The sequence below is a fragment of the Blautia sp. aa_0143 genome (assembly GCF_004167315.1).
GTDB classification, from domain to species: domain Bacteria; phylum Bacillota; class Clostridia; order Lachnospirales; family Lachnospiraceae; genus Blautia_A; species Blautia_A fusiformis.
Window position 1 is genome coordinate 21,772 of the sequence record NZ_RCXU01000029.1, and the last position, 18,458, is coordinate 40,229.

Annotated in this window: 17 protein-coding genes; 15 read left to right on the forward strand and 2 right to left on the reverse strand. The window is 47.3% G+C overall.

Annotation, left to right across the window (positions count from 1 at the left end; genetic code table 11):
- Nucleotides 1-2 precede the first annotated feature (2 nt).
- Both EAI83_RS13855 and rpsT read right to left on the reverse strand, forming a co-directional pair.
- Nucleotides 3-575, reverse strand: coding sequence for a M48 family metallopeptidase (locus EAI83_RS13855; protein WP_022426950.1), 573 nt, complete (start codon nucleotides 573-575; stop codon nucleotides 3-5).
- Nucleotides 576-707: 132 nt separating this feature from the next.
- Nucleotides 708-971, reverse strand: coding sequence for a 30S ribosomal protein S20 (rpsT, locus tag EAI83_RS13860; protein WP_022426951.1), 264 nt, complete (start codon nucleotides 969-971; stop codon nucleotides 708-710).
- A 70-nt stretch (nucleotides 972-1,041) separates the two neighbouring features.
- On the opposite strand from rpsT, the gene EAI83_RS13865 reads away from it, so the two are divergent.
- From EAI83_RS13865 to EAI83_RS13935, 15 genes are all read left to right on the forward strand, one after another.
- The gene (locus tag EAI83_RS13865) at nucleotides 1,042-1,260 is read left to right on the forward strand and encodes a hypothetical protein (RefSeq protein ID WP_015527439.1); all 219 of its coding nucleotides are present in this window, start codon (nucleotides 1,042-1,044) and stop codon (nucleotides 1,258-1,260) included.
- A 4-nt stretch (nucleotides 1,261-1,264) separates the two neighbouring features.
- Nucleotides 1,265-2,194 carry a GPR endopeptidase gene (gpr, locus tag EAI83_RS13870; protein WP_129975778.1) on the forward strand — a complete coding sequence of 310 codons (930 nt, stop codon included), beginning with the start codon at nucleotides 1,265-1,267 and terminating at the stop codon, nucleotides 2,192-2,194.
- A gap of 23 nt (nucleotides 2,195-2,217) precedes the next feature.
- Nucleotides 2,218-3,588, forward strand: a complete 1,371-nt coding sequence (locus EAI83_RS13875) for a stage II sporulation protein P (RefSeq protein ID WP_243113513.1) — start codon at nucleotides 2,218-2,220, stop codon at nucleotides 3,586-3,588.
- A gap of 82 nt (nucleotides 3,589-3,670) precedes the next feature.
- Complete coding sequence (gene lepA / locus EAI83_RS13880) at nucleotides 3,671-5,479, forward strand: translation elongation factor 4 (RefSeq protein WP_021651884.1); 1,809 nt, start codon at nucleotides 3,671-3,673, stop codon at nucleotides 5,477-5,479.
- 11 nt (nucleotides 5,480-5,490) lie between these two features.
- Entirely contained in the window at nucleotides 5,491-5,877 is a 387-nt protein-coding gene (locus EAI83_RS13885; RefSeq protein ID WP_129975780.1) for a hypothetical protein, read from the forward strand.
- On the forward strand, nucleotides 5,867-7,003 hold the full coding sequence (gene hemW, locus EAI83_RS13890; protein ID WP_129975782.1) for a radical SAM family heme chaperone HemW: 1,137 nt from the start codon (nucleotides 5,867-5,869) through the stop codon (nucleotides 7,001-7,003). Before EAI83_RS13885 ends, hemW begins: the two co-directional genes overlap by 11 nt.
- Before the next feature lie 154 nt (nucleotides 7,004-7,157).
- Complete coding sequence (gene uvrA, locus EAI83_RS13895) at nucleotides 7,158-10,007, forward strand: excinuclease ABC subunit UvrA (RefSeq protein WP_129975784.1); 2,850 nt, start codon at nucleotides 7,158-7,160, stop codon at nucleotides 10,005-10,007.
- 132 nt (nucleotides 10,008-10,139) lie between these two features.
- Nucleotides 10,140-11,123, forward strand: coding sequence for a rod shape-determining protein (locus EAI83_RS13900; RefSeq protein WP_044961702.1), 984 nt, complete (start codon nucleotides 10,140-10,142; stop codon nucleotides 11,121-11,123).
- A gap of 125 nt (nucleotides 11,124-11,248) precedes the next feature.
- Complete coding sequence (recD2, locus tag EAI83_RS13905; protein ID WP_129975798.1) at nucleotides 11,249-13,522, forward strand: SF1B family DNA helicase RecD2; 2,274 nt, start codon at nucleotides 11,249-11,251, stop codon at nucleotides 13,520-13,522.
- The gene (locus EAI83_RS13910) at nucleotides 13,519-14,226 is read left to right on the forward strand and encodes a ComF family protein (RefSeq protein WP_243113512.1); all 708 of its coding nucleotides are present in this window, start codon (nucleotides 13,519-13,521) and stop codon (nucleotides 14,224-14,226) included. Before recD2 ends, EAI83_RS13910 begins: the two co-directional genes overlap by 4 nt.
- 147 nt (nucleotides 14,227-14,373) lie before the next feature.
- Complete coding sequence (locus EAI83_RS13915) at nucleotides 14,374-14,808, forward strand: hypothetical protein (protein ID WP_129975786.1); 435 nt, start codon at nucleotides 14,374-14,376, stop codon at nucleotides 14,806-14,808.
- Nucleotides 14,805-15,914: a hypothetical protein gene (locus EAI83_RS13920; protein ID WP_021651892.1), complete on the forward strand. Its 1,110-nt coding sequence runs from the start codon at nucleotides 14,805-14,807 to the stop codon at nucleotides 15,912-15,914. The genes EAI83_RS13915 and EAI83_RS13920 overlap by 4 nt, the downstream gene beginning before the upstream one ends.
- A gap of 42 nt (nucleotides 15,915-15,956) precedes the next feature.
- Complete coding sequence (gene cdaA / locus EAI83_RS13925; protein WP_021651893.1) at nucleotides 15,957-16,841, forward strand: diadenylate cyclase CdaA; 885 nt, start codon at nucleotides 15,957-15,959, stop codon at nucleotides 16,839-16,841.
- Nucleotides 16,822-18,123 (forward strand): CdaR family protein, encoded by a 1,302-nt coding sequence (locus tag EAI83_RS13930; RefSeq protein ID WP_021651894.1) that lies wholly within the window; start codon nucleotides 16,822-16,824, stop codon nucleotides 18,121-18,123. Before cdaA ends, EAI83_RS13930 begins: the two co-directional genes overlap by 20 nt.
- A gap of 58 nt (nucleotides 18,124-18,181) precedes the next feature.
- Entirely contained in the window at nucleotides 18,182-18,445 is a 264-nt protein-coding gene (locus EAI83_RS13935) for an HPr family phosphocarrier protein (RefSeq protein WP_015527424.1), read from the forward strand.
- Nucleotides 18,446-18,458: the final 13 nt, after the last annotated feature.

The window sequence follows — 18,458 nt, forward strand, 5'->3', positions numbered from 1 at the left end:
TTTTACGGAGACGGGTTCTGCCACAGGGTCGCTCCGTTGTCCCTGAGCCATTTTTCGCAGGCTTTATACTCCGGCATCACAGATGCCACCACTGCATAAAAGGCAGGGGAATGATTCATTTCTTTTCTGTGGGAAAGTTCGTGTACCACAACATAATCCAGGACTTTTTCCGGGGCGAAGATCAGCCGCCAGTTGAAGTTCAGGTTTCCTTCGCTGGTGCAGCTTCCCCAGCGGGTTTTTTGTTCCCGGATCGTGATACGGCCGTAGGTTACGCCCATTTTTCTGGCGTAGGCTGCGGTTTTTCTTTTGAATATTTTTCTGGCGGATTCCATATAATAACTGCGGCGGAATTCCGAAAGAGGCGGGTTTTCAGCTTGGGGCTGTGCCGGCCTGGAGGCAGAGTGGGAGAGGTGCTTCAGGATCCAGCTTTCTTTCTGGGAGAGAAAACGCTGGATGGTGGAATCTGGCATTGTGTGCGGAGCACGGACAGTCACCTGACCGGAAACGCTGACCTGGATCGCCAGGGTTTTCCGGCTGCTGCGGATAATGCGGTAGGGAAAGGGATGGGATATCATAAAAAACTCCTTTTGGTCAATGCAGAAATCTATATACAAAACAGAAATCTATATACAAAAAAGACAGTCGCTGACGGTTCGACTGTCTTTCCTTTTACTTATAAGCTTATAACTAAAATATTCCGTGGTCTATTACGCAATGCTGTTGACAGCTTTGGAAAGACGGGAAATCTTTCTGGCGCAGTTATTTTTGTGATAAACGCCCTTGGATGTAGCTTTGCTGATTGTGGAGATTGCGTCCTTAAGAGCAACCTCTGCAGCTGCCTTATCCTTATTCTCAACTGCTGTCTCAACTTTCTTGATGGAAGTCTTAACTGCAGAACGGATTGCTTTGTTTCTTGCAGCCTTAGTGCTGTTAACTAAGATTCTCTTCTTTGCGGATTTAATGTTAGCCAATTCGTACACCTCCGATTCCTTAAAAATATAATATTAAATTACATTCACAGGAACAGACACGGGCGCTCCTATGAAACATGCTTATATATATTATTATACGTGCACAGGAATGTCAAGATGTTTTTCGCAAAAATTCCAAAAAAATATGCAAAAAATACCAGATGCTGTGTGGAAAAGGGGAAATGATACATATTTATGGGAAAAAGGGGAAATAATAAAAGGGAAAACACCGGAAAAGCTGCAGGCAGCAGCGAAAAAGTCTTTGCAATCTTACAGAAAAAGAGGATGAGAGTATGGCTGGAAGGAGCAGAATCAGAACAGACCTGGCGCTGGAAGCAACGGAACGCTTTCAGGCGGAAAACGTAGAAGTACGTGGAGTAAAGATCAGGGAAAGATACGATGAGGAAAAGGATGTTCGGACTACCGTAGTGCGGATCACAACGGAAAACGGAGCCAGGACCATGGGAAAACCACAGGGGACCTATATTACCATTGAGGCACCGGATCTTTCCGTTCCGGATGAGGATTATCACAGGGAGATCTCGGAAGAGGTGGCACATCATTTGAGGGAGCTGATCGATCTCGGACGGCAGCAGTCGATCCTGGTGGTAGGCCTTGGAAATCAGGAGATTACTGCGGATTCCCTTGGCCCCCGTGCAGTTTCCAATCTTCATATGACAAGGCATGTGATCCGGGAATATGGGCTGAAGAGCAATGAACATATGAAAATGCATCAGATCAGCGGGATCGTTCCGGGTGTGATGGCACAGACCGGAATGGAAACTCTGGAAATTGTTCGGGGTGTTGTTTCTGAGACAAAGCCGGATTTGGTGATCGCCGTAGATGCGCTGGCGGCCAGAAGTACGACAAGACTTAACCGGACGATCCAGATCACGGATACCGGGATTAGTCCGGGCTCCGGCGTGGGGAATCACAGGGAAGGCCTGAATGAAGAAAATCTTTCGGTCCGTGTGATCGGGATCGGTGTTCCGACTGTGGTGGATGCGGCTACTATTGTCCATGATTCCATGGCAGAGCTTCTGGAGGCACTGGAGGAGGATGAGCAGAAGGAGTTTCTGGAAGAAATGATCTCACCGAAGCTTTACACCATGTTTGTAACACCAAAGGATGTGGATGAAACGGTACGATATTTAAGCTTTACCATTTCCGAGGGACTGAATCTGGCTTTTTCCGATAGTCTAATCGAAGAGGACAGGTCATAAAATACCATAAGAGGTGATCGTTGGTGACGAATATCCAGAGGGCTTTCTGCGTGGTTTTGAGCCTGATCTTCCTGGGTGTGGTGGCTGTCCTTCCGGGAGATTTTTTCAGGCATGGTGAGATCTACAGACAGCTGCCGCTGTATTGCTTTCTGGAAAAGAAAGCTCTGCAGAAGGAAAATGGCAGAGACCGGGAAACAGAGATGCTTTTGCAGAAAAAAAACGCAGAGCATCTGGGTGAAGAAGTGGAAGCAGAGAACCGAAAAGAGCAGGAGACGCTGCTGATGGCCGAGGCGGAAGAAGTGGAAAAGAAAGAAGCCCTTCAGAAGAAAGAAGAGCTTCAAAAGAAAAAAGAAATTCAAAAGAAAGAAGCGGAAGAGGCAGAAATGGCAGGGAAAAAATCCTCTGCCGGCAAAAAAAATGAAAAGGAGACTGTTAAGGGAAATACAGAACAGGAAGTTGCTGAGCCAGAAATTACAGAGCCGGGAGGTTCAGAACAGGAAGCTACGGAGCCGGGGGACACAGAACCGGAGACTCCTCCGTCAGAGGAGAACCGATCCGGTGAAAATACTGCGAAGGAACAGGAGACTGTGGCACTGCCACATCCGCAGATTGACTTGTCTCAGGCGAAACTGGCAGATTTTGACTATGTGATGAATCAGTTTTTTATATTGGATTCCAATACGGAAACGAATGCGCAGCAGATCAGTGCGCCCCGTTTTCTGAAGGAGGATCTGTCCGTTAAAAAGGATTCATCGGTACCCCAGATCCTGATCTATCATACCCATTCCCAGGAGGCTTTTGCAGATTCAAGAGAAGGACAGACTGAGGACACCATCGTAGGAGTGGGAGATCATCTTACTGAACTTCTGGAAAAAACATATGGATACCAGGTCATTCATATAACAGATGCCTTTGATATGATGGGAGGAACACTGGACAGGAGCAAGGCTTATGATTATGCCAGGGCATCCATAGAAAAAGTGCTGGAAGAAAATCCCACCATTGAAGTTGTGATCGATCTTCACAGAGATGGTGTGCCGGATGAGCGTCATCTGGTAACGCAGGTGAATGGAAAACCTACTGCTCAGCTGCTTTTTTATAATGGATTAAGCTATACAGTCAGTCAGGGGGCAGTGAGTTATCTGCCCAATCCTTACATAGAAGAGAATCTGGCATTTTCCTTTCAGCTGGAATATCAGGCGGCACAGTATTACCCCGATCTTTACCGGGGGATCTATCTGGCAGGTCTTCGCTATAATCTGCATCTTAAGCCACGGGCCCTGCTTCTGGAGGCCGGAGCACAGACAAATACCGTAGAGGAAGTCCGAAATGCCATGGAACCATTTGCAGATATCTTAAACAGAGTTCTGAAAGGCAGTGACAAAGAAGGCTGAAATATGATATGATAAAGAGCAGTATGGAAAAATATGCGTTCTGAACGCTTTATACGAGAGAAATTTAAGGAGGACTTCCTGAATGATAGACCAGAGTAAAATTCGGAATTTTTGTATCATTGCACATATCGACCATGGCAAGTCAACACTTGCGGACCGTATCATCGAGATGACGGGACTTCTTACCGAGAGGGAAATGCAGGCCCAGGTTCTGGATAACATGGACCTTGAGAGAGAACGAGGGATCACCATCAAATCCCAGGCGGTTCGTATTGTATACAAAGCCAAGGACGGAAATGAGTATATTTTTAACCTGATCGATACCCCGGGACATGTGGATTTTAACTATGAAGTTTCCCGAAGCCTTGCTGCCTGTGACGGAGCGATCCTTGTTGTGGATGCAGCACAGGGAATCGAAGCTCAGACACTTGCCAATGTATATATGGCACTGGACCATGATCTGGATGTGGTTCCGGTGATCAACAAGATCGACCTTCCAAGTGCGGATCCGGAGCGTGTTATCAATGAGATCGAGGATGTGATCGGAATTGAAGCGCAGGATGCACCGCAGATTTCCGCAAAAACAGGACTGAATGTAGACCAGGTCCTGGAGCAGATCGTCAATAAGGTCCCGGCGCCGGCGGGGGATGTGGATGCACCTCTGAAGGCTCTGATCTTCGACTCTGTTTATGACCCTTATAAGGGTGTTATCGTATTTTGCAGAGTGAAGGACGGACGTGTGAAAAAGGGCACGAGGATCCATATGATGGCGACCGGATTCACCACGGAGGTTGTGGAGGTTGGATATTTTGGAGCGGGTCAGTTTATCCCGTGTGACGAGCTGACAGCAGGTATGGTCGGATATATCACAGCCAGCATCAAGAATGTCCGTGATACCCGCGTGGGTGATACGGTAACGGATGCGGACAACCCCTGTGCAGAGGCACTTCCGGGATATAAGAAGGTAAACCCTATGGTTTATTGTGGCCTTTATCCGGCAGATGGTGCCAAGTACGGCGATCTCCGTGACGCGCTGGAGAAGCTTCAGCTCAACGATGCTTCCCTTTATTATGAACCGGAGACATCGGTCGCCCTTGGATTTGGTTTCCGCTGCGGCTTCCTGGGACTTCTTCATCTGGAGATCATCCAGGAGCGTCTGGAGAGAGAGTATAACCTGGATCTTGTAACTACAGCACCGAGTGTTATCTATAAGGTCTATAAAACCAATGGTGAGATCATCGAGCTGACCAATCCCACCAACCTTCCGGATCCTTCAGAGATCGAATACATGGAAGAGCCTATGGTGAAGGCGGAGATCATGGTAACCACAGAGTTCATTGGTGCGATCATGGATCTCTGCCAGGAGAGACGTGGTCAGTATGAAGGCATGGAATATATGGAAGAAACCCGTGCACTCCTGAAATACAGACTGCCGCTGAACGAGATCATTTATGATTTCTTTGATGCACTGAAATCACGTTCCAGAGGTTATGCATCCCTGGATTACGAACTGGACGGATATGAGAGAAGTGAGCTTGTGAAGCTGGATATCCTTGTGAATAAAGAAGAAGTGGATGCTCTTTCCTTTATCGTGCATGCAGATACTGCTTACGAGCGTGGAAGAAAGATGTGTGAGAAGCTGAAAGACGAGATCCCGAGACAGCTCTTTGAGATCCCGATCCAGGCAGCTATCGGAAGCAAGGTCATTGCCAGAGAGACGGTAAGAGCCATGCGTAAAGACGTACTTGCCAAGTGTTACGGTGGAGATATTTCCCGTAAGAAGAAGCTTCTGGAAAAACAGAAGGAAGGTAAGAAACGTATGCGTCAGGTAGGTAACGTGGAGATCCCGCAGAAGGCATTTATGAGTGTCCTGAAGCTGGATGATAAATAGGAGATGACTTTTTGAAAAAAAATATAAAAAAACTGTTTCTGGCAGCAGGACTTCTGGCTATAACAGGAGCTCTGCTTACCGGATGTGGTTCAAAGAAGAAAAATGCAGAAGAGGAAAGTGTGATCAAAATCAGTACAGCGCCGGAACCAACTGCCACTCCTGATCCGAAAACCGTAGATCCGGATGCAGTGACGAGCAATGGAAATCTGACAATGGTCAATGAGTACCTGGCAGAAAACGGCAGTGAGGCATTGGGGATCGATGGCGTGACACCGACACCGGCTGTTTCAGACGGAAGCACGGATAATGCGGATAGTGCCGGTGAAGATACAAGCTCCGATGAGGATAATGATACATCAGGTAGTGGTGGAGAGGAAGGAGCCATGGATGGAGAATGAGGCGAAAAAACCGCTGGAGCTCTATATCCATGTTCCGTTTTGTGTGAAAAAATGTGATTACTGTGATTTCCTTTCCGGACCTGCCGGAAAAGAGAGGCAGCGTGAATATTTCCAGGCTCTGGAAAGGGAGATCGCCGCTGTTCCGGATTTTTCGGAAAGGGAGATCACCACAGTTTTTATCGGCGGAGGAACACCTTCCGTGCCGGATCCGTCTCTTGTTGGAGAGATGCTGGATCAGATCAGAAATAAGTTTTTTGTGGCCCCGGATGCTGAGATCACCATCGAAGCAAATCCGGGGACTTTATATAAAGAAAAACTTCAAATATATCTGGAACACGGGATCAACCGACTGAGTCTGGGACTTCAGTCCCCGCAGAATCGGGAATTAAAGATCCTTGGAAGGATCCATACGTGGGAAGAGTTTCAGGAGAGCTTTTTTATGGCAAGGGATGCAGGCTTTTCCAACATCAATATCGATCTGATGAGTGCCATTCCGGAACAGACCTATGCAGACTGGGAAAAAAATCTCCGCACGGTGGCAGGGCTTTCGCCGGAACATATTTCCGCCTACAGTCTGATCATTGAGGAAGGCACTCCTTTCGGGGAGAGAAAGCTGAAATTGCCGGATGAGGATACGGAGTACCGTATGTATGAGAATACGGCAGGGATCCTGGAGGAATATGGGTTTCATCAGTACGAGATCTCCAATTATGCGAAAGGCGGACGGGAATGCCGTCATAATAAGGGATACTGGCAGAGGATCGATTATCTGGGACTGGGACTTGGGGCGTCTTCACTTCTGGATCATATGCGTTTTTCCAATACTGCGGATATGAAGGAATATATTGGAAACAGTGCGTTTCCGGATAAGATCCGCCAGAATATGGAAAGCCTTACAGAGGCAGATGAGATGGCTGAGTTTATGTTTCTGGGGCTTCGGATGACAGAGGGCGTTTCAATGGAAGCGTTTGCGGAATATTTCGGAAAAAATATGGAAAACGTTTACGGAGAGGTCCTGAAAAAACATCTGGAGATCGGAATGCTGGAACAAAAAGGAGACAGGATATATCTTTCGAGAAAGGGAATCCATGTGAGCAATGGAGTGATGGCGGATTTTCTGCTGTAGAAAAATTTGTCGATTTTTTCACCTTGACGAACGGATGTTCTGGCAGTATACTGATAAAAAATCAGAAGTTTTACAGCGGAATAAAAGAGGTAGATTCTGCTGTTGAGAAGAATACCGGAGTATTTTTTATGACCGGACAGAGTAGGAGGCTTTCATGTCAGCAGAAGCAAACGATAAGAAGCGTTTTATCAGGATACGCGGAGCCAATGAGAATAATCTTAAGAATCTTAGCGTCGATATTCCCAGAGACCAGTTTGTGGTACTTACCGGACTCAGTGGCTCCGGTAAGTCATCTCTTGCATTTGATACCATTTATGCAGAGGGACAGAGACGTTATATGGAGTCACTTTCTTCCTATGCGAGGCAGTTCCTGGGACAGATGGAGAAACCGGATGTGGAGAGTATCGAGGGCCTTCCGCCGGCAATTTCCATTGATCAGAAGTCAACGAACCGGAATCCCCGTTCTACAGTGGGTACGGTAACGGAGATCTACGATTATTTCCGACTTCTGTATGCCCGTGTGGGAATCCCGCACTGTCCCAAATGTGGAAGGGAAATTCGCAAACAGACGGTAGATCAGATGGTGGATCAGATCATGACGCTTCCGGAACGCCAGAAGATCCAGCTTCTTGCACCGGTAGTGCGGGGCCGCAAGGGAACCCATGTTAAACTTCTGGATCAGGCCAGAAGAAGTGGATATGTGAGAGTGCAGATCGACGGAAATCTCTATGAGCTTTCTGAGGAGATCAAGCTGGATAAGAATATCAAACATAACATTGAGATCGTTGTGGATCGACTTATTGTGAAACCGGGAATAGAGAAGCGTCTTTCCGATTCCATTGAAACCGTGCTGGATCTGGCGGATGGTCTGCTGGTAGTAGACACTATGGACGGGAAGCTTCTGAATTTCAGTCAGAGTTTTTCCTGTCCGGATTGCGGCATCAGCATTGATGAGATCGAACCCAGGAGCTTTTCCTTTAATAATCCATTTGGTGCCTGCCCGCAGTGTCTGGGTCTTGGATATAAGATGGAATTTGATATCGATCTGATGATCCCGGATAAGAAACGGAGTATCAATGAAGGGGCTATCGCTGTTCTCGGATGGCAGTCCTGTACCACGCAGGGAAGCTTTTCCAGAGCAATCCTGGATGCCCTGGCAAGGGAATATGCATTTTCTCTGGATACACCTTTCTGCGAGTATCCGAAGAAGGTCCAGGATATCCTCATCCATGGTACCGGCGGTCATTCTGTGAAGGTTTATTATAAAGGACAGCGGGGAGAGGGCGTTTACGATGTGGCGTTCCCGGGACTGATCCGCAATGTGGAGCAGAGATACCGTGAAACCGGTTCCGAGGCCATGAAGCAGGAATACGAGAGCTTTATGCGGATTACTCCGTGCACCACATGTAAGGGACAGAGGCTGAAGAAGGAGTCACTGGCAGTGACCGTGGCGGATAAGAATATTTATGAAGTGACCAATATGCCGGTACAGAAGCTGCAGGGCTTTCTCCGTGATCTGAAGCTTTCAAAGCAGCAGGAGCTTATTGGAAGGCAGATCCTGAAGGAAATCCGCGCCAGGGTTGGATTTCTGGCAGAGGTTGGCCTGGAGTATCTTTCACTTGGAAGAGCTACCGGAACCCTTTCCGGCGGAGAGGCTCAGAGGATCCGTCTTGCCACACAGATCGGATCCGGGCTTGTGGGGGTTGCATATATCCTGGATGAGCCGAGTATCGGGCTTCACCAGAGAGATAATGACAAGCTTCTGGGGGCACTGATGCGTCTCCGTGATCTTGGCAACAGTCTGATCGTGGTGGAGCATGATGAAGATACCATGCGTGCGGCAGACTGTGTCATCGATATCGGCCCCGGAGCCGGAGAACATGGCGGACAACTGGTCGCAATGGGGACAGCTGAGGATCTGATGAAAAATGAGGAGTCTGTGACAGGAGCTTATTTAAGTGGAAGACTGAAGATCCCGGTACCGGAAGTGAGGAAGGAACCAACCGGATTTCTTCATATAAAGGGTGCGGCAGAGAACAACCTGAAGCATATCGACGTAGATATTCCTCTGGGAGTGATGACCTGTATCACAGGTGTTTCCGGCTCCGGTAAGAGTTCTCTGATCAATGAAATCTTGTACAAGAGACTTTCCAGAGACCTGAACCGTGCCAGAGTGATCCCCGGGAAACATGATGACATCCTGGGTATCGATCAGCTGGATAAGGTGATCAATATCGACCAGTCCCCGATCGGAAGAACTCCTCGTTCCAATCCTGCCACATATACCGGAGTTTTTGACCAGATCCGTGATCTTTTTGCAGCCACCGCAGATGCCAAGGCAAAGGGCTACAAGAAAGGCCGTTTCAGTTTTAATGTCAAGGGCGGACGGTGCGAGGCCTGCAGCGGTGACGGAATCATCAAGATCGAGATGCATTTTCTTCCGGATGTATATGTGCCTTGCGAAGTCTGCAAGGGCAAACGCTACAATCGTGAGACTTTGGAAGTGAAGTATAAGGGCAAGAGCATTTATGATGTATTGAATATGACTGTGGAAGAAGCACTGACATTTTTTGAGAATGTACCGTCGATCCGGAGAAAGATCGAGACCTTGTATGATGTAGGGCTTTCCTATATCCGTCTGGGTCAGCCCTCCACCACTCTTTCCGGAGGAGAAGCACAGCGTATCAAGCTTGCCACAGAACTCAGCAAGCGCAGTACCGGAAAGACGATCTATATCCTGGATGAGCCTACCACAGGACTGCACTTTGCGGATGTCCACAAGCTGATCGAGATCCTGCGCCGTCTGTCTGAAGGAGGAAACACCGTTGTGGTCATTGAGCACAATCTGGATGTGATCAAGACGGCGGATCATATTATTGATATCGGACCGGAAGGCGGTGACAGAGGCGGAACGGTAATTGCCAGAGGAACTCCGGAGGAAGTAGCAGAGAATCCGGTTTCCTACACCGGTAAATATGTGAAAAAATATCTGGAACAGAAATAACCGGTAAAAGTTCTTTTCAATTTCTGTGGTTTTGTATATAATGAAGTGCGGGAACGTTTCGGCACAGACCGGAACAGAATAAGTCAGAAATGCGTCAGCATATGAATGTGTATGACGCAGGCGGGAGGATTTATGCCGGCAAAGGATATTGGAATCGATCTGGGAACCAGAAACAGTCTGGTATTTTCCACAGGCAAGGGAATCGTTTTAAGAGAGCCCTCTGTGGTTGTTTATGATAAAGATACAGAGAAGATCAGAGCAATTGGTGAGGAAGCCAGACAGATGGCAAGCCATCTGACTTCCAATATGGAAGTGATCTGGCCAATCCGAAGAGGTGTGATCGTAGATTATAATGTAATGGAAAAGATGCTGAAATATTTTATTTCACAGGCTATGGGACGGAGAGCGTTCCGGAAACCGAGAGTCAGCATCAGTGTTCCGAGCGGGATCACGGAGATCGAGCGCAAGGCAGTTGAGGAAGCTGCTTATCAGTCAGGGGCCAGGGAAGTTTTTCTTGTGGATGAGCCCATTGCTGCTGCTATCGGGGCAGGTGTAGACATTACCAAGCCATTTGGCAATCTGATCGTGGACATCGGTGCAGGGACCACGGATGTTGCGGTCGTATCCGTAGGAGGTGTGGTTGTTTCCGCATCTGTGAAGGTTGCAGGAGATAATTTTGATCATGCGATCATGAATTATGTACGTGAGAAGCACAGCCTCTTTATCGGGGAGGATGCAGCGGAGAATATCAAGATCAAGATCGGAACAGCCAGTGAAGAAGCGGATCTTCGCACGATGGAGGTCAAGGGCAGAAATATCATCACAGGACTTCCGAAGGTGGCAACACTGACTTCTGAGGAGATCCGGACCGCTTTGCGGGAAACGACCGGGCAGATTGTGGAGACTGTACATGGTGTTCTTGAAAAAACACCGCCGGAGCTGGCGGCAGATATCATGGATCGAGGAATCGTTCTTACAGGCGGAGGTGCCATGCTGCATGGAATGGATGCATTGATCGAGCAGAAAACAGGAGTCAGCACACTGACTGTACAGGATGCAATGCTTGTAGTGGCTGCAGGAACAGGAAAATATGCGGAAATCATGTCAAGGATGTAAACCGTTATGAGGCGTCCGGACGGCACAGGGTCAGAGAAGAGACTGCCGCAGGAAACTCATACAGATAAGGCGCTGCAGCTGCAGTGCCTTTTGCTGTTATCAGAGGTTTATAGATGGAGAAGAAAATGAGTGAGACAGTTACAGGATATATAGATCATGTGATCTTCCGGAATGAAGATAATGGATATACGGTCATGGTACTGAAAGGGATGGAAGAGGAACAGGAACTGACCTGTGTGGGAACATTTCCTGCGATTACCCAGGGGGCTGCCATTGAAGCTTCCGGAAATTATACAACGCATCCGGTGTATGGCAAGCAGTTTCAGATATCCTCCTACGTGGAAAAAATGCCGGAGGATGCATTGGCCATGGAACGCTACCTGGGTTCCGGCGCGATCAAGGGGATCGGAGCGGCACTGGCAGCCAGGATCGTACGTCGTTTCGGCGATGATACTATGCGTATTGTAGAGGAAGAGCCGGAGCGGCTGGCTGAGATCAAGGGAATCAGTGAAAAAAAGGCCATGGAGATCGCAGAACAGATGACGGAGAAAGCAGATATGCGCCGCGCTATGATCTTTCTCCAGAAATACGGGATATCACTGAATCTCGGCGCAAAGATCTATCAGAAATATGGGCAGACTGTATATGGAGTCCTGCAGGAGAATCCGTATCGCCTTGCAGAGGATATCAGTGGTGTGGGATTCCGTATCGCAGATGAGATCGCTTCCCGGATCGGGATCCATACAGATTCAGATTACAGGATAAGAAGCGGAATGTTGTATACTCTCCTACAGGCTTCAGGAGAAGGCCATATCTATCTCCCGAAGGAGGAACTTTTTTCCAGGGCATCCGGACTTTTGGGAGTAGATTCCTCCTACATGGAAAAACATCTCATGGATATGGTAGTAGACCGGAAACTGATCCTGAAAGAAACAGAAGACGGTGCAGTTGTCTATCCCACACGATATTATTATCTTGAGCTGAATTCAGCCAGAATGCTCTGTGAGCTGAACATCCTCTGCCCGGAAGATGAGGAGATGATGGAGAAACGGATCAACAGGATCGAAAAGGAGACAGGAACCCGGTTAGATGAAATGCAGAAACAGGCAGTGGCGGCAGCTGCCAGTCATGGTCTGTTCATTCTGACCGGCGGGCCGGGAACCGGAAAGACTACAACGATCAATGCGATTATCCGTTATTTTGAAGAGGAAGGCGCTGAGCTGCGGCTTGCAGCTCCCACCGGCCGTGCAGCCAAGCGAATGACAGAGGCTACCGGATACGAGGCTCAGACGATCCACAGACTTCTGGAGCTGAATGGAATGCCGGAGGAAGAGCAGGAAGGCCGTGCAGTTCATTTTGACAGGAATTCGGAGAATCCGCTGGAAGCGGATGTGATCATCATTGATGAGATGTCCATGGTAGATATCGCACTGATGCATTCATTGCTTCTTGCAGTGACTGCAGGGACCAGACTGATCCTGGTAGGTGATGAAAATCAGCTTCCCAGTGTAGGCCCGGGAAATGTTCTGAGGGATATTATCCGCAGCGGCTGTTTTCCGGTAGTAGAGTTGAAAAAGATTTTCCGCCAGGCATCCGAAAGTGATATTGTGGTGAATGCCCATAAGATCAACCGGGGCGAGCAGGTGACCATCAATAACAAGAGCCGGGATTTCTTTTTTCTGAAAAGATATGATGCGGATATCATTATCCGTGTGGTGATCGCGCTGATCCAGGAGAAGCTTCCGCGTTATGTAGATGCAAAGCCCTATGAGATCCAGGTGCTCACGCCTATGCGTAAGGGACTTTTAGGTGTGGAGCGGCTGAACCAGATCCTTCAGAGATATCTGAACCCGCCGGATGAAAAGAAAAAGGAGAAAGAGATCGGACAGCGTCTTTTCCGTGAAGGGGATAAGGTGATGCAGGTGAAGAACAATTACCAGCTGGAGTGGGAAATCCTTGGACGATACAAGATTCCTGTGGATAAAGGTGTGGGCGTGTTTAACGGAGATACCGGTATTATGACGGAGATCAATGAATTTGCGGAAACGGCTACCGTGGAATTTGAGGATGGCAGACAGGCAGAATATTCCTTCAAACAGCTTGAGGAACTGGAACTTGCCTATGCAGTGACCATACATAAGTCCCAGGGCTCAGAATATCCGGCAGTGATCCTTCCGATCCTTTCCGGACCAAGGATGCTGATGAATCGGAATCTTCTGTATACAGCAGTGACCAGAGCCAGAAAATGTGTTACCGTAGTAGGCAGCGAGACCACTTTTGCGGAGATGATCCGTAATGAAAAACAGCAGCAGAGATACAGCTCTCTGGACAGACGGATCCGGGAGCTGGATGAATCTGAACAGAAAGAGAGCGCCATCGGGGAGAAAGGACTTTCTTGAAAAAAACAGCAGATTTTTTACTGGACATGCTTTACCCGAAAAAATGCCCGCTGTGTCATCAGATACTGAAAGAAAAAGACCGGCTGATCTGCCCGGAGTGTTCCGGAAAGGTCAGGCCTATATCCGGTCCCAGGTGTATGAAATGCGGAAGACCGGTAAAAATGGAAGAGGAATACTGTGAAGACTGCCGCAAGGGTGCCCATCATTTTACGGAGGGCAGAAGTATTTTCTGGTACGGAGAGGTCTGGAGACAGTCTCTGGTACGATTTAAGTATTACGGATGTCGGGAATATGGGGATTTTTATGCAAAGGCAATGAGCGTCTTCGGAAAAAAATATCTGGAACGGTGGAAGCCTGATCTGATCGTTCCCGTTCCTCTGCATCCCAGAAAAAAAAGGATGAGAGGTTTTAACCAGGCAGCATATCTGGCAGAAAGGCTCAGTGTTCTTACAGGGATCCCATGGAATGGGCATCTGGTAAAGAAGATACGAAGCACAAGATCTCAGAAAAAACTTAATGCCATACAGAGGCGTCAGAACCTGAAAAATGCATATCAGGTAACCGAAAGGATCCCGGGTTTTTCTGTACTTGTGGTGGATGATGTATACACAACAGGAAGTACGGCAGATGCCATGGCAATGTGTCTTCTTGAGGCCGGTGCAGAGAAAGTTTATTTTCTGACAATATGCGCAGGAAGGGCATGAAACAGCCGAAAAAACACTTTTCATAGGTATGGAACTATGCTACAATAAATTTGATTGCAGTTAAACAGTATAACTGTATGGAAAGCGTAATGCGGATCATATATTGGGGATTTTCCTGATAAAGAAAGCTTATGAGGAGTTATTTTTATGGTAAATGAAGAAAAAGTGAAGATCATGAACCGTCTGGCTATGTATGAACATGGCGAAGGCAGGAAGTATCTTCCGGTGAGCAGATATTATCGAAGTGATTATATTGGACTTGCACTGATCAGAAACTTTTTTCTGGTAACGATCGGATATGTATTGGGACTTGCAGGCGTTGCCGCATATTTCAGCGAATATCTTATGGATAATGTGAATAAGATTAATCTGGTCAAGGTTGGAATCTATATCATCGTCGGTTATCTGATCGTGCTTGTTGTATATTCGATACTGACCTACATCCAGTATTCTGTGAAATATTTCCGGGCAAAAAAAAGTGTCAGGGAATATTATCAGGATCTTACAAGACTGGAAAAAATCTACGGGCGGGAGGAAAAAAGAAATCCGGTCCGGAGAAATGCAGGAGGACATAGAAAATGACAGCTTTACTTGAGATCAAACAGAATATCAAAAGATTTTACGGACAATATGAAGTATATATACTGCCGGTCCTGAAGTTTGTTCTGGCATTTGCCTATTTTCTCTGGATCAACAGCAATATGGGTTACATGAAACAGCTGGATAATATTTTTGTTGTCCTGATCCTGGCGCTTGTATGTTCGATCCTTCCGGTTTCCGTGATGATGTTTCTGGGATTTGCGTTGATGATCGGGCACTGTTATGCAGTCGGGATCGAAACGGCAGGATTTATGCTGCTTCTTATTCTGTTGATGCTGATCCTGTTCCTAAGATTCAGCAGGTCACAGAATCTTGCAATGATCCTTACACCACTTTCCTTCGGATTTGGTGTTCCTGCACTTATGCCGATCGGAGCAGGCCTGCTGGGTAGCGCATTGTCAGCGCTTCCGGCCGGATGCGGTGTTGTGATCTATTATTTTATACGGTTTGTACATGCACAGTCGGCGGCACTCAGTGATCCTGCTGCAGAGATCACAGAAAAACTGAAGCTGATCTCTGACGGACTTGTCCACAACTGGGCAATGTGGATCACGGTGATCGCGTTTGTGGTAGTGATCCTGTTTGTGAACCTTCTGAGAACACGGGCGTTTGATTATGCATGGAGGATCGCTGTCATTGCCGGTGGCGTGATCTATATCCTGGTTATCCTTGCCGGAGATTTCTGCCTTAGTATTACGGTAGCCATGGTGCCGATGATCCTGTCCACAGTGATCTCCGTACTGGCAGGATTTGTTCTGGAGTTCTTTGTTTTTGGCGGAGATTACAGCAGAACAGAACGTCTGGAATATGAGGATGATGAGTACTATTACTACGTAAAAGCCGTTCCGAAGGCATCAGTCGCCACTTCTGAGAGAAGTATCAAAAAAATCAATGCGGAGCCGGTAAAAGAAGAAAAAAAAGAAGACAATGTTGTGTCTTTCAGTGATGATGTATTTCCTGAGAAGAACGAAATGCATACAGTAAAGATGCCGGATATGGTTTCCGAAAATACAGTAAGTGAGAAACCGCAGGGATTGGACAAGATCGATTTCGAAAAACAGCTGGAGGAATCGCTGAAGGATCTTTAAACAGGAACGATTGGAATAGCTCAGGAAGAAAGGAGGAGACTTATGCAGAATGTGCTGACAGTTGTGGTCGGATATCTTGGGAAAATTTCCCTTCCGGGACTTGGCGTGATAGATATCATTGAGATCGGACTGATTTCCTTTTTTGTATATCAGTTTATGGCATGGATCAAATTTACACGTGCATATACCCTTCTGAAGGGCATTTTGATCGTCCTTGGATTTATCCTGGTCGCATATATCTTCAAAATGAATACGATCCTCTGGATCTTCCGGAACCTGGCTAATGTGCTGGTGATCGGTGTGATCGTAATCTTTCAGCCGGAGCTGAGAAAGGCGCTGGAGCAGCTGGGACAGAAGAAGTTTGTTTCCAACATTATTCCCTTTGATTCCGGCAGGGAAGTGCAGGAGCGTTTCAATGACAAGACTATCAACGAACTGGTAAAGGCCTGTTTTGATATGGGTGAAGTTAAGACCGGAGCACTGATCGTAATCGAGGAAGAGATCCGGCTTGATGAATATGTGAGAACCGGTATCAATATTGACGGTATCCTTACCAGTCAGCTACTGATCAATATTTTTGAGCATAATACACCTCTTCATGACGGAGCGGTGATCGTGCGGGGGAACCGCGTAGTAGCAGCAACCTGCTATCTGCCTCTTTCAGATAATATGGAACTGAGTAAACAGCTGGGAACAAGACACAGAGCAGGTGTGGGTATCAGCGAAGCTACGGATTCTCTTACGATCATTGTTTCGGAAGAGACAGGACAGGTTTCTGTGGCCAGAGGCGGTGAGTTATCCAGAGGGCTTAACAGTAAGCAGCTTCGTGAAGTACTTGTTTCTGCTCAGAATAAAAAGGTTGTTGACAACGGTAAGCTGAGAAATCTGCTGAAAGGGAGAGTGAAACATGAAGAAAAATCTGACTAAGAACATCCCTTTGAAAATCATGTCGATCATTGTGGGAATCCTGGTGTGGCTGATCGTAGTAAATGTTGATGACCCTATCATTACGAAAGGCTTTGTGATCTCAGATGTGCAGATCATCAATGAAGCTTATGTGGATCAGCTGGGCAAGATGGTCATGCAGGATGATCGTGAAAATTCAGTACGTGTTTATATTACAGGTGAGCGGAAGATAGTCAACCGTCTCACCTCAAGTGATATTAAGGCAGTTGCAGACCTGCAGCAGGCTCAGTCTACCGATACAGACCCTGTAATGATCCCCATTACAGCAACCTGTTCCGGGATACTTCCAGAGAATATCCAGGTGTCACCGCAGAATCTAAGTGTCCATCTGGAAAAAAAGGTGACCAAGGAATTTGCGATCAACGTTACCAGTGATGACAGCAAGCCTGCACAGGGGCTGGAGGTTGCTTCGCTTACCGCAAATCCGGAAAAAGTCCGTATTACAGGACCGGAATCCCTAGTTGGTAAGATAGACAGTGTGAGTGTGGATGTAAGTTCAAAGCTTGAGGGAATCGACCAGGATACGACGATCACAGGCGCAGAACTGACCATCACAGATAAGAATCAGGATACACTTTCATCAAATTCCATGAGCTATCTGAAATTTGACAACAACGGAAAGGTTAATGTCACGGCAAAGCTCTGGAAGGTGCGTTCTGATATACGGATCAGTGCGGGATATACGGGAGAACCGGCAGAAGGTTATGTTGTGGACAGTGTCACGACAGTACCGGAGACTTTCAGCGTAGCTGGAAGTGAAGAAGCACTGAACAATCTGAAACTTCAGGGAAATACTATTTATCTTGATAATGAGAATGTGGATATTTCAGGAAAGAGCAATGACGTGGAAAAGAAAGTAAACCTGTCAGAACTTCTTCCGGATGGCCTTAAGCTGACATCTGGATCCAGTACGGACCTCTGGATCACAGTCAATATCCTGCCGGAGGGCAGTAAGATATACAGCTTCCCGACAGAGGATATCAAAGTAAAGGGTCTGCCTGATGATCTGCAGCTGGCGTTTGAAGTTGCGGATATTGAACTGAAGGTGCAGGCGGAAGATGGAGATCTTTCCCAATTTGATCTGAAGTCGGTAGGAGCAGCACTTTCCATGGATGACTGGGAGGAGGGCAGCTACGAAGTACCGATCAAAATCAGCCTTCCGGAAGGCTACAAGCTGCTGGAGGATGTAACCGCCGAGATCAAAATCTCCAAGGTTTCCAATGTAGACAGCAGCAGTCAGTAAGTAATCACAGCTTTGGACAAGGCTTGAAGGATAAGTAATATAAAGGGAGACAGCAGCAATGTTAAGTTATAAGGTAACGGTCAGGAACCCGTCAGGGCTTCATCTTCGTCCCGCAGGGCTTTTGTGCGGCGAGGCAATAAAATACAAATCGTCCATAACATTTCAGTATGCCGGAGGTACAGCGAATGCCAAAAGTGTTCTGAGTGTTCTGGGTGCCTGTGTTAAAAGCGGGGATGAGATCACACTGGTCTGCGAGGGTGAGGATGAACAGGCTGCGATAGATGCGCTTGTGGCTCTTATCGAAGGCGGACTGGGCGAATGATACGTAACAGATA